Genomic DNA, 14,802 nt, shown 5'->3' on the forward strand with positions numbered 1-14,802 from the left:
ATCTCCTCGTGCTCGACTGGAACGACCCTAGCCAGAACCGGACGGTCGTAGACGAGACGAAAGTCACGTCGCGGACTTACCCTGGCGCCATGGGGGAGCAGCGACTGGAGGTCGCGGGACCTTCCGACGGTGTCGCCGCGAGCATGCCGCCGGACACTGCGTTGCTGCGCCGGATCCGTGAGTCGGTGATCGGCGACGACCAGGTGATGCCGGGTCCGTACGGTCCGCGACGGGTCACCTACGCCGACTACACCGCCTCCGGCCGCGCGCTGACCTTTCTCGAGGACTTCATCCGCGACGAGGTGCTCCCGCGCTACGCGAACACGCACACCGAGTCCAGCGGCACCGGGCTGCAGACCACCCGCCTGCGCGAGGACGCCCGGCGGATCATCCACGACAGCGTCGGCGGCGACGAGCAGACCGCGGTGATCTTCTGCGGCTCGGGCGCGACCGGCGCGATCGACAAGCTGATCGGCGTCCTCGGACTCCGCATTCCGGCGCCGCTGGACGACGAGTACCACCTGACCGCCACGATCCCGCCCGAGCAGCGGCCGGTCGTGTTCATCGGCCCGTACGAGCACCACAGCAACGAGCTGCCCTGGCGTGAGTCGATCGCCGACGTGGTGGTGATCGGGCAGGACTCCGACGGGCACATCGACATCCCGCTGCTGGAACGCAAGCTGATCGAGTACGCCGGCCGCCCGCTGAAGATCGGCTCGTTCTCGGCCGCCAGCAACGTCACGGGGATCGTCAGCAACACACATCGCGTGTCCGCCCTCCTGCACCGGTACGGCGCACTGTCGTTCTGGGACTTCGCCGCCGCCGCGCCGTACATCGAGATCGACATGTACGGCGGACAGGCCGACGACCCGCTCGCGTACAAGGACGCGATCTTCCTCAGCCCGCACAAGTTCATCGGCGGGCCCGGCACGCCCGGCGTACTGGTTGCGCGGCGGGAGCTGCTGCGCAACCGGGTGCCCGACGTACCGGGTGGGGGAACGGTCGCGTACGTGAACCCGGTCGAGCATCGCTACCTGGACGATCCCGTGCACCGCGAGGAAGGCGGCACACCGGCGATCATCGAGTCGATCCGGGCCGGGCTGGTCTTCCAGCTCAAGCAGGCCGTCGGCATCGAGGTGATCCGGGCGCACGAGGACGCCTACCTGCGGCGCGCGGTCGAGGCGTGGCGGGCCGAACCGAACCTGCAGATCCTCGGCAACCTCGACGCCGACCGGTTGTCGATCGTGTCGTTCGTGGTGAAGGCGCCGTCCGGGCGGTACCTGCACCACAACTACGTGGTCGCGCTGCTGAACGACCTGTTCGGCATCCAGTCGCGCGGCGGCTGCTCGTGCGCCGGCCCGTACGGGCACACGCTGCTCGGCATCGACCTGGCGCGGTCGGCGGAGTTCGCCGAGGAGATCGAGCACGGCTGCGAGGGCATCAAACCCGGCTGGGTGCGGGTCAACTTCAACTACTTCATCTCCGAGGCGGTCTTCTCGTACGTCGTGGAGGCGGTCCGCCTGGTCGCGCGGGAGGGCTGGCGGCTGCTCGGCGACTACCGCTTCGACCCGTCGAACGGCCTGTGGCGCCACCACCGCGGCCCGGTCGAACCGCCGATGCGCCTGTCCCAGGTCGGCTACGACGCGGACGGCTCGCTTCACTATCCCAAGCATCACGACACCGCGCCCGAGTCCGCGCTGGCGGACTACCTGGCCGAGGCCCGCGAACTACTCGGAGCCTGTCCGCACGCCGGCACCGACGACGAGGGCACGGTCAACACCGAGTTCGACCATTTGCGCTGGTTCGACCTGCCGAGCAGCTGTCTGTCCCCGGTGGTGCCCTAGCCCTCAGTGTGTCCGCAGGTGCTCGCGCAGCAGGTCGGCCAAGGGGTCGCGTTGGACGCAGTTGGCGAAGGTGAACGACTCGGCCAGCGTCCGCGCCTGCGATTCGTCGACGCCTTCGAAGCACGCGGCGAACTGGTCGACCAACGGCTCGGCGAGCAGGATGTTGCGGACCAGGACGTTGATCCACTGGCGCTGGCCCCACGGGTACGGGTCGTGGTCGGGGAACTCCTCGGCGAAAAGTTGTTCGATCGGGGCGAGGATGTGGCGGACGCCTGCGTCGTTGCCGCCCCAGGAGTCGGCGCCGAGGCGTTGCTTCTTGGCGAGGAACGGCCGGATGCGTTGCAGATAAGGGCTCTCGGGCCTAGCGTGCACGAGGCCCTGGAGGCCGATGTCCTTGTACGTCCACAGCGTCCAGCTCGCGTCGTGCTCCGCGTAGATGTCGAGCTGGTCCTGGAGCAGCTGGTAGCGCGCGGCGTCCTGCGCCGGGTCGCCGGTGTAGACCGGGCCGAATTCGCCGATCCAGATCGGCGTACCGGTGGAGCGCATGAACTCGGTGCGTTCCAGGAAGGTCTTCTCGACCAGGCCGCGGTCGAAGTACTTGCCGCGCGTCACGCCCGGATACTCGCTGGCGGCCGCGATGCCCGGCAGGGCGTAGTCGTGCGCGGTGAAGACCGTGTTCTCCGGCACGTCGGTGAACATCGAGAAGTCGGTGGAGTAGCGGTTCCCGTCCAAGAACAGCACGTGAGCAGGATCGATCGCCCGGATCGCCGTGGCCAGGCGCTGGTAGAACGGCCCGATCACCTCGCCGCTCGGATCGGCCGGTTCGTTGACCGGGTTGTACCCGGCGACCCACGGGTCGTCGCGGTACCGGTCGGCGAGCGCCTCCCACAGGCGCACGACCCGGTCCTGGAAGTGCCGGTGGTTCCAGAACTCGGCCCAGTGCGTCGGGTTGTCGCTGTGCCAGTGCTGGTTCTGCCGGCCGGGTACGGCGTGCAGGTCGAGGATCGAGTAGATCCCGGCGTCCGCGCAGAGCCGCACCACGCGGTCGAGCTGCCGGAAGCCCTCCTCCTTCAGCTCGAACGGCCGGTCGTCGTCCTCGAAATGCTTGTAGGAGAAGGGGATCCGGATCGCGTTCAGGCCCAGCGAGGCCAGGTACGCCGCGTCGTCCGGACCGAAGAAGCCGGTCAGGAACGTGTCGAAGAACGCCTCGTACGCCGCCGGGCCGAGCACCTTGCGCAGCGCGCGCCGCTGCTGCGACTCGGTGGCCGGGTAGCCGGTGATGAAGTTCTCCATATTCATCCAGCCGCCCAGGCCGATGCCGCGCAGCAGGACCGGCGTACCGGAGCTGTCGACGAGTCGGGTGCCGTCGACCCGCAGTGGTCGGGTCATCGTGGTCCCTCCGCCGTGCGGCCGGTGCTGCCGCGGACGAGTAGACGCGGCCGGAAGTCCGCCGCGCCCGCGCCGTCGTTGCCGTCGAGCTGCATCCGCAGCCGCTCCCAGGCCTGCCGGCCCAGCGTGTTCCTGGGGACGGCGGCCGAGGTCAGCGGCGGGGTGGTGAACCGGGCGAACGGGATGTCGTCGAACCCGGTCATCGAGATCTGGCCGGGCACCGAGACGCCCAGCTCGTGCAGCCCGCTCAGCGCGCCGAACGCGACCATGTCGTTGAACGCGACGACGGCGGTCGCTCCACTGGCGGCGACCTCGCCCGCGACGGCGTGCCCGTTCTCGAACATGGCTCCGCAGGGCACCTGAAGCAGCTCGAACTCGCGGCCGTCGCGCGACAGCTTGATCAACGCGTCCAGGCGCTCGCGGTTCGACGTACTGGCTGGTGGGCCGGCCAGGTAAACGATCCGGCGGTGGCCGAGCGAGAGCAGGTGGGCGACCAGGTCCTGGATGCCCGCCGCGTAGTCGACCGACAGCGACGGTACGCCGGGCAGCTTGCGGTTGATCAGCACCAGCGGCGCGAGCTGGGGCGCGAGCCGCTCCAGGTCGGCGGTCGGCAGCCGGGGGGACGCGAGCACCACGCCGTCGCAGCGCCGGCGGGCCTCGAGGGCGAGCACCTCCTCGTCCTCGACCTGCTCGTTCGACTCCGCGATCAGCAGGCGGTGCCCGTCCTCGCCGGCGGCCTGGCTGAGGCCGCGCAGCACGTCCTGGAACATCGGGTTCGACAGGTCGGGCACGATCAGCGCGATGGTGGCGGTTCGGCCGAGCGCGAGGCTGCGGGCGACCTGGCTCGGCGCGTAGTCGAGCGCGCGGGCCGCCGCGAGCACCCGCTCGGCGAGCTCGGGCGCGACCGTGGAACGGCCGTTCATCACCCGGGAGACCGTCGCCCGGGACACACCCGCGACCTGCGCGACCCCGCTGATGGTCGCCGCCGATCGCTGCTGCTCGACCACGACTGCACCTCCTCGCTGACCGGCGACGGACGTCACCGGTCTGGAAAAGATAACCCGCTCCGAGGGATGTGAGAAACCGGTCTCTTGGCCGATAACGGACACCGAAGCCCTTGTAACGAAACAGTTTCGAGTTCGTTGTTCACCCATTGACACGTTTCAAGAATCACTGCTAGAAACCGGTTACTCGATCCGGAGGTGACGCGTTGAGCCCGACCGGCAGCACCCTGACCCGCGAGCCACAGGAGGTGGCCGGTGAGCCACGTCCACCCGGCCGCGACCGCTCCACGCGGTACAGCCAACGCCGCCGCGACGCGGTCACCGGCTACCTGTTCCTGACTCCGTGGCTGATCGGCCTGGTGGCGATCACGCTCGGCCCGATCCTGGCGTCGCTGTACCTGGCGTTCACCGACTACTCGCTGCTCAAGCCGCCGGAGTGGATCGGCCTGGCGAACTTCCAGGAGATGCTGTCCGACCGGCGGCTGCACAAGTCGCTGCTGGTCACCTTCCAGTACGTGCTGATCTCGGTGCCGCTGCAGTTGCTGATGGCGCTCGGTCTGGCGATCGTGCTGAACAAGGGCATCCGCGGGCTGGGCTTCTACCGCTCGGTCTTCTACCTTCCCTCGCTGCTGGCCGGCAGTGTCTCGATCGCAATCCTGTGGCGGCAGATCTTCGGCCAGGAGGGCCTGGTCAACGACGTCCTGGCGAAGTTCGGGATCGAGGGCCAGAGCTGGGTCGCACACCCGGACTTCGCGCTCGGCACGCTGATCCTGCTGAACGGCTGGACCTTCGGCGCCCCGATGGTGATCTTCCTGGCCGGCCTGCGCCAGATCCCCGCCTCGTACTACGAAGCGGCCGCCGTCGACGGCGCCGGGCGCTGGACGACGTTCGTGCACATCACGCTGCCGCTGCTGACCCCGATCATCTTCTTCAACCTGGTGCTGCAGGTGATCGGCGCGTTCCAGAGCTTCACGCAGGCGTTCGTGGTGAGCGGCGGCACCGGCGGCCCGGCCGACTCGACGCTGCTCTACACGCTCTACCTGTACGACGAGGGCTTCGGCTCCTTCCACATGGGCTACGCGTCGGCGATGGCTTGGTTGCTGCTGGCCATCATCGCCGCCCTGACCGCGATCAACTTCCTGTTCGCCAAGCGATGGGTGTTCTACGGTGACGAGTGAGACGCTGCCCCGGGTCCGCGCAGGCCGCACACCCGGCACGGAGTCGCGAGGCAAAGGCCTGCTGAAGCACCTGCTGATCATCGCGTTCGGTTTCGTGATGCTGTATCCGCTGCTCTGGCTGCTGTCGAGCTCGTTCAAGCCGACCGAGGTGATCTTCCGCGAGCCGTCGCTGCTGCCGAGCAAGGTGCAGTTCGACAACTACACCGACGGCTGGACGGCGCTGGCGCACCCGTTCCAGCACTACCTGCTGAACTCGGCGGTGATCGCCGTGCTGGCGATCATCGGCAACCTGCTGACCTGCTCGCTGGCGGCGTACGCGTTCGCCCGGGTGGAGTTCCCGCTGAAGAAGCTGTGGTTCGCGTTGATGCTCGGCACGATCATGCTGCCGATCCACGTGCTGATCGTGCCGCAGTACGTGTTGTTCTCCAAGCTGGACTGGATCAACACGATCCTGCCGCTGGTGGTGCCGAAGTTCCTGGCCCACGACGCGTTCTTCGTGTTTCTGATGGTCCAGTTCATCCGCGGACTGCCGCGCGAGCTGGACGAGGCGGCCCGCCTGGACGGCTGCGGGCACTTCCGGATCTACGCCCGGATCGTGATGCCGCTGTGCCTGCCGGCGCTGGCTACCTCGGCGGTCTTCACGTTCATCTGGACCTGGAACGACTTCTTCAGCCAGCTGATCTTCCTCACCGACCCGGACAAGTACACGGTGCCGGTGGCGCTGCGCTCGTTCATGGACGCGCAGAGCGGCACCTCGTGGGGGCCGCTGTTCGCGATGTCGGTCGTCGCGCTGGTGCCGATCTTCGGGTTCTTCCTGGCCGGCCAGCGCTACCTCACCCGCGGGATCGCCACTACGGGGCTCAAATGACCACTGGACAAAGGAACACGATCATGAAGCACCACGCGCCGACGTACCGTGCGGCCCGGCGGATCACCGCGCTGGCCCTGGCCGGTCTGTTGCTCGCACTGCCCGGCTGCGGCGGTGACTCCGGCAGCGGTTCCGGCGACCCGAACGCACCGGTCACGTTGCGGTTCTCCTGGTGGGGCAACGAGGACCGGGCCAAGCTCACCCAGCAGGCGATCGACGCCTTCCAGACGGCGAACCCGGGCATCACGGTCAAGCCGGAGTACGGCGACTTCAACGGGTACTTCGACAAGCTCGCCACCAGCGTCGCCGCCAACGACGCGCCGGACGTGATCACGCTCGGCGGCGCGTACCCGCGGGAGTACGGCGACCGCGGCGCGCTGCTCGACCTGGCCGAGGTCAAGGACACGCTGAAGACCGACAAGATCGACCAGGCGGCGCTGTCCAACGGCAACTTCGACGGCAAGCAGTACGGCGTACCGACCGGGGTGAACGCGTTCGGCGTGGTGGTGAACCCGAAGGTGTTCAAGGCCGCCGGCGTGCCGCTGCCGGACGACGACACCTGGACGTGGGAGGACTTCCGCCGGATCGCCGAGCAGGTGGCGAAGGGCTCGCCAAAGGGCACGTACGGCGCCGAGGACCCGACCAGCGCCGACATGCTGGACCTGTACGCGCGTCAGCGCGGCGAGTCGCTCTACACCGAGGAGGGCAAGGTCGGGATCAGTGAGAAGACGCTGACCGACTGGTTCACGATGACCACCGCCTTGCGGGACGCGGGCGCCACGCCGCCGGCGTCGCTGACCTCCGAGCTGGCCGGGCAACCGGCGCCGGAGCAGACGCTGATGGGGCGCGGACTGGCCGGCATGCAGCTGGACTGGACCAACCAGCTCGGCTCGTTGCGCAAGGCATCGGGCGCGGAGCTGGTGCTGATGCGGGCCCCTGGTGAGAGCACGGCGACCAAGCCGGGGATGTGGCTGCAGGCGTCGCAGATCTACACGATCAGCGCGCGCACCAAGCACCAGGAGGCGGCCGCCAAGCTGGTGAACTTCCTGGTGAACGACCCGGCCGCCGGCAAGATCACGCTGGCCAACCGGGGTATCCCGGCGAACTCCGAGGTGCTGACCGCGGTCAAGCCGTCGCTGCCCAAGGACGAGGGCGCCTCGGCGGACTTCATCGCCCAGATCACCCCGAAGGTGGGACCGGCGCTGATCATCGGGCCGACCGGTTCGACCGAGAGCGTGAAAATCCTGGAGCGCACGAACGCGGAGGTCCTGTTCAACCGTCAGACTCCCGCCCAGGGCGCCAAGCGCTTCCTCGAAGAGCTGACCTCGGCGATTCGGTGACGGCACAGCCGCCGATCGATCGGCGAGCCCTGGTGGGGCGGCACGACGTCCAGGTGGTGGGCGTCGTGCCGGAGTCCCCGGTGTCGGTGGGCAACGGGGAGTTCTGTTTCACCGTCGACGTGACCGGCCTGCAGAGCTGGCCCGAGCGGTACCCGGTCGAAGCTCGGACGAGTGACGAGGCGCCGGGCACGTTGCTGGGGACGCTGTCGCAGTGGGGATGGCACAGCTTCCCGGGCACGTACGCGTTGGACGAGACGCGGCGGGTCTACCAGACCCCGACCGGACCGGTGCCGTACGTCGATCTCGGTGGCGAGATGGACCTGGCGACCACGCAGGAGCCGGGGCAGTCGGAGGCCGAGCAGTGGTTGCGGGCCAATCCGCACCGGCTCGATCTCGGGCGGATCGGCTTCGTGTTCGCCGGGCAGACCTTGCCGGAAGTCGAGGACGCGCGGCAGCGGCTGGATCTGTGGGGCGGAGTGATCGAGAGCTCGTTCTCAGTCGCGGGGCACGACGTGCGCGTACGGACGCTGTGCGCGCCGGACGACGACGTGGTCGCCGTACGGATCGAGTCGCCGGCGCTGGCCGTGGGGCTGGGGGTGCGGTTCGCGTTCCCGTACGGATCAGGTGCCTGGGGCAACGGAGCGGACTGGGCCCGGCCCGAGGCGCACACGACGACCGTGCACGAAGCCGACGGCGGCTGGCAGGTCGAGCGGCGCCTGGACGACACGCAGTACTGGGTGGCGGTCGGTGCCGATGACGCGCGGCTGGAGCACGTCGGGGCGCACGAGCTCGTGCTGACCTCGGACTCCGACGTGCTGGAGTTGCGGGTCGGGTTCTCGGAGCAGCGGGCTGAAATGCCGGCGGGTTTCGCGGAGATGGAGGCGGACTGCCGGCGAGCCTGGGCCGACTTCTGGGCGTCGGGGGCGGCGGTCGAGCTGTCGGGCGATCCGCGCGCGGCCGAGCTGGAGCGGCGGGTGGTCCTGTCGCAGTACCTGACCGCGATCAACTGCGCGGGCTCGCTGCCGCCGCAGGAGACCGGGCTGGTGTGCAACAGCTGGCGCGGGCGGTTCCACCTGGAGATGCACTGGTGGCACGGCGCGCTTTTCGCCTTGTGGGGCAGGCCCGAGCGGCTCGAGCGCAGCCTGGGGTGGTACGAGCGGATTCTGCCCGAGGCGCGGGAGACGGCCCGGCTGCAGGGGTACGGCGGAGTGCGCTGGCCCAAGCAGGTCGCGCCCGACGGGCGGGAGAGCCCGAGCAGCATCGGGCCGTTCCTCGTCTGGCAGCAGCCGCACCCGATCTACCTGGCGGAGCTGATCCGCCGCACGGGCTCGCCCGAGGCGGTCGAGCGGTACGGGCGGATCGTGCTGGAGAGCGCGGAGTTCATGGCGTCGTACGCCGTGCCGACCGAGCGGGGCTTCCAGCTCGGTCCGCCGCTGATCCCCGCGCAGGAGTCGTATTCGGCGATCCGGGCCGAGCTGGTGAACCCGACGTTCGAGCTGGCGTACTGGCGATGGGCGCTGCTGGTCGCTCAGGAGTGGCGCGGCTATTTGGGTCTCCCGCCCGAGCCGCGCTGGGCCGAGGTCGCTGACGGGCTGGTGCCAGCGCCTGTTCAGGACGACTGTTACGCCGCGATCGACGGCGAGCCGTGGACGATCCGGACGGACCATCCGTCGATGCTCTATGCGCTGGGCCTCGTGCCGGACACCGGGTACATCGATCCCGCGACCATGCGGCGCACGCTGGCCGGCGTACTGGGTGACTGGGACTGGGAGAGCACCTGGGGCTGGGACTACCCGGCGATCGCGATGACCGCGGCCCGCCTCGGTGATCCGGCGACCGCCGTCGACGCGTTGTTGCTCAAGGCCACCAAGAACGACTTCCTGCCGAACGGTCACAACCGTCAGACGCCGTCGCTGCCGCTCTACCTGCCCGGCAACGGCGGCCTGCTCGCCGCCGTGGCGCTGATGGCGGCAGGCTGGGACGGTGCGGACGGTCCCGCGCCCGGCTTCCCCGCAGGCTGGACCGTCCGCCACGAAGGACTGCTTCGCTCACCCTGACCTCACCACCTCAAGGAGACCCGTGACGCTTCCGCAGAACCGCCGCTACGCCGTGGTCGGTACCGGCTCGCGCGCCGGCATGTACGTCGACGCCCTCACGACGACGTACGCCGACGTCGGGACGCTGGTGGCCTGGTGCGACACCAACCCGACCCGGATGGCCTACTACGACGGTGTGGTCACGGCCGCGGGCGGGACGGCTCCGCCGCACTACGGGCCGGACGACTTCGGGCGGCTGCTCGAGGAGCAGCGGCCGGACGTCGTGGTCGTCACGTCGCCGGACGCGACCCACCACCGGTACGCCGCGGCCGCGCTCGAGGCGGGCTGCGACGTGGTTGTGGAGAAGCCGCTGACCACCTCGCTCGAACCGGCGAAGACGATCGTCGAGGCGATCGAGGGTTCGTCGGGTGACCTGGTGGTGACGTTCAATTACCGGTACTCGCCGCGCAACAGCGAGGTGCGGCGGCTGATCGCGTCCGGTGCGATCGGCAAGGTCACCTCGATCCACTTCGAGTGGGCGCTGGACACCGTGCACGGCGCCGACTACTTCCGCCGCTGGCACCGCGAGAAGGCGATCTCCGGCGGCCTGCTGGTGCACAAGTCCAGCCACCACTTCGACCTGGTGAACTGGTGGCTCGCGGACGTGCCCGAGGTGGTGACCGCGGCCGGGGGCCTGCGCTTCTACGGCGACAAGAACGCCGCCGAGCGCGGCCTCACCGACCGCCCGGCCCGCTCGGCCGGATCTCCTGGACTGTCGTCCGACCCGTTCGCCCTGGACCTGGCGGCCGACGAGAAACTCCGCGCCCTCTACCTGGACGCCGAGGCCGACGACGGCTACATCCGCGACCAGGACGTCTTCAGCCCCGGCATCACCATCGAGGACAACATGGGGCTGCTCGTCACCTACCGCTCGGGCGCGATCCTGACCTACTCCCTGAACGCCCACGCCCCCTGGGAGGGCTACCGCGTCTCGATCAACGGCACCGAGGGCCGCCTGGAACTGGACGTCGTCGAGCGCAGCTTCGTCGAGGGCCCCAACGGCGTCGTGGGCCGCCCAGCCGTCGACCCCAGCGTCAACCCCGACGACCCGTCCTTCGGCGGTACGACGAACCCACGCCCCGCCGGCGAACGCATCCTCCTCCAGCGCCACTGGGAGCCGGCCCAGGAGATCCCCATCCCCGAAGGCGAAGGCGCCCACGGCGGCGGCGACAACCACCTGCTCGACGACATCTTCCGCCCCACCGGCACCCCCGACCCCCTCGACCGCCGAGCCGGCTACCGCGACGGCCTCCGCAGCGTCGCGGTAGGCATCGCCGCCAACCGCTCCCTGGAAACCGGCCTACCCGTCAACATCACCGAGTTCGGCCTCCCCCTCGACCGCTGACCAGTCCGCACACCACACCAAGCTCCGGCGCGGTGTGGTGTGTGCTCAACCGCCGCTGGTCCGAGCCGAGGTGCTGAGGGCCTGCTGATACGTGCCGTCACGCGCAGGTGTCCACAAGACGCCGTTGACGATGAGCGACCGGTCGTCGAGGGGACGAGCGGCCGTAGCCAGTACCGGCTTCCGTTGCCAAGTGCATCCGGTCCGGTAGGCCTGCTGAGTAACCCGAACGGCGACCGCGCCGGGCCCTTCCGCGTACGTCGTGGCCCGCAGTGCACGAGCGCACCCCGCCGGGGTCGCCACGATGATCACCACCTGACGATCATCAGCCGCCACCGCCCGCACGTCGTACACCCTCGCGACGGTGGTCTTCGGCGCCGGGGTCGGGGAAACGCTCGGTGCTGCCTGAGTCACGTCCGGCGGCGGTGGGGCAGGATCGGCCTCGGACGAGCCGAAGACCTTGGACAGCACGAACACGCTGAACGAGAGCAGGCCGACCAGAAAGGTCACCACCACGGCGACCCCGTAGACGAACCACACGCTGCCCGACGATTTCATCCCGAAGATCTTCTCAGCCCCACCGGCTCAACCCCCGCAGAAACGCGAGCCGAGCGAAGCGAACGCATCCGCGAAGCCGAGCGAAGCGAAGGCGGCACCCCATCGCGGCGGCCGGCCCCAGAGCCGAGCGAAGCGAAGGCGTAACCCCGACCGGCGGCATCAGCCCAGGAGCCGAGCGAAGCGAAGGCGCAGCCCGACCGGCGGCCCCAGCCCCGGAGCCGAGCGAAGCGAAGGCGCAGCCCAACAGCCGGCCCCAGCCACGGAGCCGAGCGAAGCGAAGGCGCCAGGGGGTGCGGGTGGCGGAGCCCCCGCTCGCGGCAAGCGCAGCGCAGCCGCACAAAACGCCGAAGGCGACCTGTGTCCGCGCTCTCCGCGGACACAGGTCGCCTTCGCCTGAGGGTGAGTGACGGGACTCGAACCCGCGGCCACCTGGACCACAACCAGGTGCTCTACCAGCTGAGCTACACCCACCATTGCCGCCCTGACTGCGACGGCTGGGTAATCATAGCGATGATGGTCAGTTGTCGGAAATCGGGGTGCTGACCAGGCTCGCGGCGGCCCGGGCGGTGTCGGTGTCGGGGCCCGGCTGGGGCACGAAAACGGTCTGCCGGTAGTAGCGCAGTTCGGCGATGCTCTCGGTGATGTCGGCCAGCGCGCGGTGGTTGCCGGTCTTGGCGGGGGTGGCGTAGTAGACCCGCGGGTACCACCGGCGGACGAGTTCCTTGATGGAGCTGACGTCGACGTTGCGGTAGTGCAGGTGGGCTTCGACCTTGGGCATGTCGCGGACGAGGAAGGTCCGGTCGGTGCCGACGGAGTTGCCGGCCAGGGCGGCCTTGCGCGGTTCCTTGACGTAGCCGTGGATGAAGTCGAGGACCTGCTGCTCGGCGTCGGCCAGCGGGATGCCGTTGGCGAGTTCGTCGAGCACGCCGGAGCCGGTGTGCATCTCGCGGACGAAGTCGCCCATCTGTTCGAGGGCTTGCGGCGGGGGTGCGATCACCAGGTCGATGCCTTCGCCGAGGACGTTGAGTTCGTAGTCGGTGACGAGCACCGCCACCTCGATCAAGGCGTCGGCCGCCAGGTCGAGGCCGGTCATCTCGCAGTCGATCCACACCAGCCGGTCGTTCATGAGGAACCACCTTACGGCGAGGGTGTCCCGCCGTCGCGCCCGGCAGCCGAATCGCCGGGCGTGGCGGGGTTGTCCGGTACGCCGTGGGTCACGCCGGAGCGTGGCCGACGTGGATGCTGCGGACGGACAGCGACGCGAGATCGGTACGCCGGCCGAGGTAGTGCGGGCTGCCGGCGTCGAGCAGTTGCCGCCAGACCGTGAGGTCGTCGGCGTCGAGAGTGATTTCGGCAACATCCCCGTGCCCGTGCCCGTGGCCGTGCCCATGACCATGCCCGTGATCCGAGTCCTGCTCAGCCGGATCCAGCCGCGCGACCCGCAGCCGGAGCTGCTCGATGACCCGCTCGCGGTCCTCCTCCGGCAACGGCACCGGCTTTTCGGTGAGCACGCTCTGTGTGGTGACGTCGGTCAGCCCCGCGTTCCGCAGCGCGTCGGTCCACCCGTACGGCATCGGCACCGACCCCGGGATCGCCTCACGCATCGCCGCGAACCAGCGATCCTGCGCGAGGTCGAGCCGGAGCTCCAGTCCGGGCTCGCCCAGACCGAGGTCCCAGGGCAGCATGCGCGACGGCAGGCCGCCCTCGGCGAGCGCGAGTCGTCCACCGGGCGCGAGCAGCGACGCAAGGGCGTTGACGGCCGCTTGCTGGTCAGCGGCGTGGTGGACGGACGCCGACGCCCAGACCAGGTCGGCGGGCGCGCCGATCGCCGCGCGCAGCGGTTCGGGTCCGTCGTCCATCGAGACGAGTTCGCAGCGGACCAGGCCGGCGGTGTGTTCGCGCGCCTGGCGCAGCACCTCCTCGTCGGCGTCCAGCGCGACGACGGTCGCACCCGGTACGGCGCCGGCGAGGGCCTTCGCCATCCCGCCTCCTCCGCAGCCGACGTCGACGACGAGTTGGTCGGTGGGTCGGACGAGGGCACCGGCGACCAGTTCGTTCCAGTCCGCCTCGTCGGTCGCGGTCTTCCGCAGGTGCTCGGCCTGCGCGGCCCAGTCGATCTCGGTCATGCCGACAGTGTCGCGGATCACACGCCGGTACGCCGTACGGTGGGCCGATGATCGCGACCAGCTTCACCACCGAGCGGCTCGAGCTGCTGCCGCTGAAGGTCGAGTACGCCGCGGAGATGGCCGGGGTGCTGTCGGCGCGTGAGCTCTACGCCTTCATCGGTGGCGAGCCGCCGTCGGTCGAGCAGCTCACCGAGCGGTACCGCCGGCAGGTCGCGGGATCCGGGCGGCCGGGGGAGCACTGGCTCAATTGGGTGATCAGCCTGGACGGCGTACTGGTCGGCTACGTGCAGGCGACGGTGACCGGCGACGGGGCGGAGATCGCCTGGGTGGTCGGCGCGGACTGGCAGGGCCAGGGAATCGCGAAGGAGGCGGCGGCCGGGCTGGCCGAGTGGCTGCGCCACTCGAGCCGGGAGGTGGAGCGACCGGTCGTCGGCGACTCGGCTACCTCGGCCGGGCGTGCGTTCCGGGGCGATGCGAGGGGAGCGAGCGGCAACGGCCGGCTGCGGATCGTGGCCCATGTGCATCCCGGCCACGCGGCATCAAAAGCGGTGGCGCAAGCGGTGGGGCTCAGCGCGATCGGCCGGCTGGACGACGACGGGGAAGAGCTGTGGATCGGGTGAGAAAAACGGAACAGGCCCGCTCCGACGAATCGGTGCGGGCCTGCTGCGTCTGTGGGGTTCAGACCGGGCGGACGTTCTCCGCCTGCGGGCCCTTGGGGCCCTGCGCGAGGTCGAACTCGACCTTCTGGTTCTCGTCGAGGGTCCGGAAGCCGTCCGTCGCGATCGCCGAGTAGTGCACGAACACGTCGGCGCCGCCGCCGTCCTGCGAGATGAAGCCGAAGCCCTTTTCGCCGTTGAACCACTTCACTGTTCCGCTAGCCATGATCTGCTCCTTTGGTGGGGCGGGTATCAGGTCCGACGGTCGCCGGCACCTGGGTTGCCGAACGAGCCCTCCCACCCGGACCGTGGCCCGGAAATGAGAAAAACGCCCTGCGGATCACACTTCCCGCGGGCGTTTCAAGAACGAACGTGGAACTGCAAAACTGCAACCGAGAGAA

At 69.5% G+C, this 14,802-nt stretch carries 13 protein-coding genes and 1 tRNA gene; 7 read left to right on the forward strand and 7 right to left on the reverse strand.

Annotated features, from left to right (window positions below):
* Positions 1-89 precede the first annotated feature (89 nt).
* Positions 90-1,844, forward strand: coding sequence for an aminotransferase class V-fold PLP-dependent enzyme (locus BWI15_RS08560; protein WP_237771196.1), 1,755 nt, complete (start codon positions 90-92; stop codon positions 1,842-1,844).
* Between the two features lie 3 nt (positions 1,845-1,847).
* Here BWI15_RS08560 and BWI15_RS08565 read toward each other — a convergent pair whose 3' ends face one another.
* Together BWI15_RS08565 and BWI15_RS08570 are read right to left on the reverse strand one after the other, a co-directional pair.
* On the reverse strand, positions 1,848-3,233 hold the full coding sequence (locus tag BWI15_RS08565) for a glycoside hydrolase family 5 protein (protein WP_077013748.1): 1,386 nt from the start codon (positions 3,231-3,233) through the stop codon (positions 1,848-1,850).
* Positions 3,230-4,240: a LacI family DNA-binding transcriptional regulator gene (locus BWI15_RS08570; protein WP_077013749.1), complete on the reverse strand. Its 1,011-nt coding sequence runs from the start codon at positions 4,238-4,240 to the stop codon at positions 3,230-3,232. Before BWI15_RS08570 ends, BWI15_RS08565 begins: the two co-directional genes overlap by 4 nt.
* A gap of 203 nt (positions 4,241-4,443) precedes the next feature.
* Between BWI15_RS08570 and BWI15_RS08575 the strand changes: the two genes are divergently transcribed.
* Genes BWI15_RS08575 through BWI15_RS08595 form a run of 5 tightly spaced genes read left to right on the forward strand, consistent with a single transcriptional unit; the run spans position 4,444 to position 11,064 of the window.
* Positions 4,444-5,415, forward strand: a complete 972-nt coding sequence (locus tag BWI15_RS08575) for a carbohydrate ABC transporter permease (RefSeq protein ID WP_077013750.1) — start codon at positions 4,444-4,446, stop codon at positions 5,413-5,415.
* The gene (locus BWI15_RS08580) at positions 5,405-6,283 is read left to right on the forward strand and encodes a carbohydrate ABC transporter permease (protein WP_077013751.1); all 879 of its coding nucleotides are present in this window, start codon (positions 5,405-5,407) and stop codon (positions 6,281-6,283) included. Before BWI15_RS08575 ends, BWI15_RS08580 begins: the two co-directional genes overlap by 11 nt.
* Before the next feature lie 23 nt (positions 6,284-6,306).
* Complete coding sequence (locus BWI15_RS08585; protein ID WP_077013752.1) at positions 6,307-7,623, forward strand: ABC transporter substrate-binding protein; 1,317 nt, start codon at positions 6,307-6,309, stop codon at positions 7,621-7,623.
* Entirely contained in the window at positions 7,620-9,680 is a 2,061-nt protein-coding gene (locus BWI15_RS08590; protein WP_077013753.1) for a hypothetical protein, read from the forward strand. Before BWI15_RS08585 ends, BWI15_RS08590 begins: the two co-directional genes overlap by 4 nt.
* Positions 9,681-9,702: 22 nt before the next feature.
* Positions 9,703-11,064 carry a Gfo/Idh/MocA family protein gene (locus BWI15_RS08595; RefSeq protein WP_077013754.1) on the forward strand — a complete coding sequence of 454 codons (1,362 nt, stop codon included), beginning with the start codon at positions 9,703-9,705 and terminating at the stop codon, positions 11,062-11,064.
* 45 nt (positions 11,065-11,109) lie between these two features.
* Here the strand turns inward: BWI15_RS08595 and BWI15_RS08600 are convergent, their stop codons facing one another.
* The 4 genes from BWI15_RS08600 to BWI15_RS08615 all read right to left on the reverse strand — a co-directional run bounded on the left by BWI15_RS08600 (position 11,110) and on the right by BWI15_RS08615 (position 13,745).
* Complete coding sequence (locus BWI15_RS08600; RefSeq protein ID WP_077013755.1) at positions 11,110-11,619, reverse strand: hypothetical protein; 510 nt, start codon at positions 11,617-11,619, stop codon at positions 11,110-11,112.
* A 398-nt stretch (positions 11,620-12,017) separates the two neighbouring features.
* Positions 12,018-12,090 (reverse strand) — tRNA-His (locus BWI15_RS08605).
* 46 nt (positions 12,091-12,136) lie between these two features.
* Entirely contained in the window at positions 12,137-12,745 is a 609-nt protein-coding gene (gene orn, locus BWI15_RS08610; protein ID WP_077013756.1) for an oligoribonuclease, read from the reverse strand.
* An 88-nt stretch (positions 12,746-12,833) separates the two neighbouring features.
* Positions 12,834-13,745, reverse strand: coding sequence for a class I SAM-dependent methyltransferase (locus tag BWI15_RS08615; RefSeq protein WP_077013874.1), 912 nt, complete (start codon positions 13,743-13,745; stop codon positions 12,834-12,836).
* Between the two features lie 47 nt (positions 13,746-13,792).
* On the opposite strand from BWI15_RS08615, the gene BWI15_RS08620 reads away from it, so the two are divergent.
* Positions 13,793-14,365 carry a GNAT family N-acetyltransferase gene (locus BWI15_RS08620; protein ID WP_077013757.1) on the forward strand — a complete coding sequence of 191 codons (573 nt, stop codon included), beginning with the start codon at positions 13,793-13,795 and terminating at the stop codon, positions 14,363-14,365.
* Between the two features lie 58 nt (positions 14,366-14,423).
* On the opposite strand, the gene BWI15_RS08625 is transcribed toward BWI15_RS08620, so the two are convergent.
* Complete coding sequence (locus BWI15_RS08625; protein ID WP_012919747.1) at positions 14,424-14,627, reverse strand: cold-shock protein; 204 nt, start codon at positions 14,625-14,627, stop codon at positions 14,424-14,426.
* Positions 14,628-14,802: the final 175 nt, after the last annotated feature.

It is taken from the genome of Kribbella sp. ALI-6-A, from assembly GCF_001984195.1.
Classification (GTDB): Bacteria; Actinomycetota; Actinomycetes; order Propionibacteriales; family Kribbellaceae; genus Kribbella.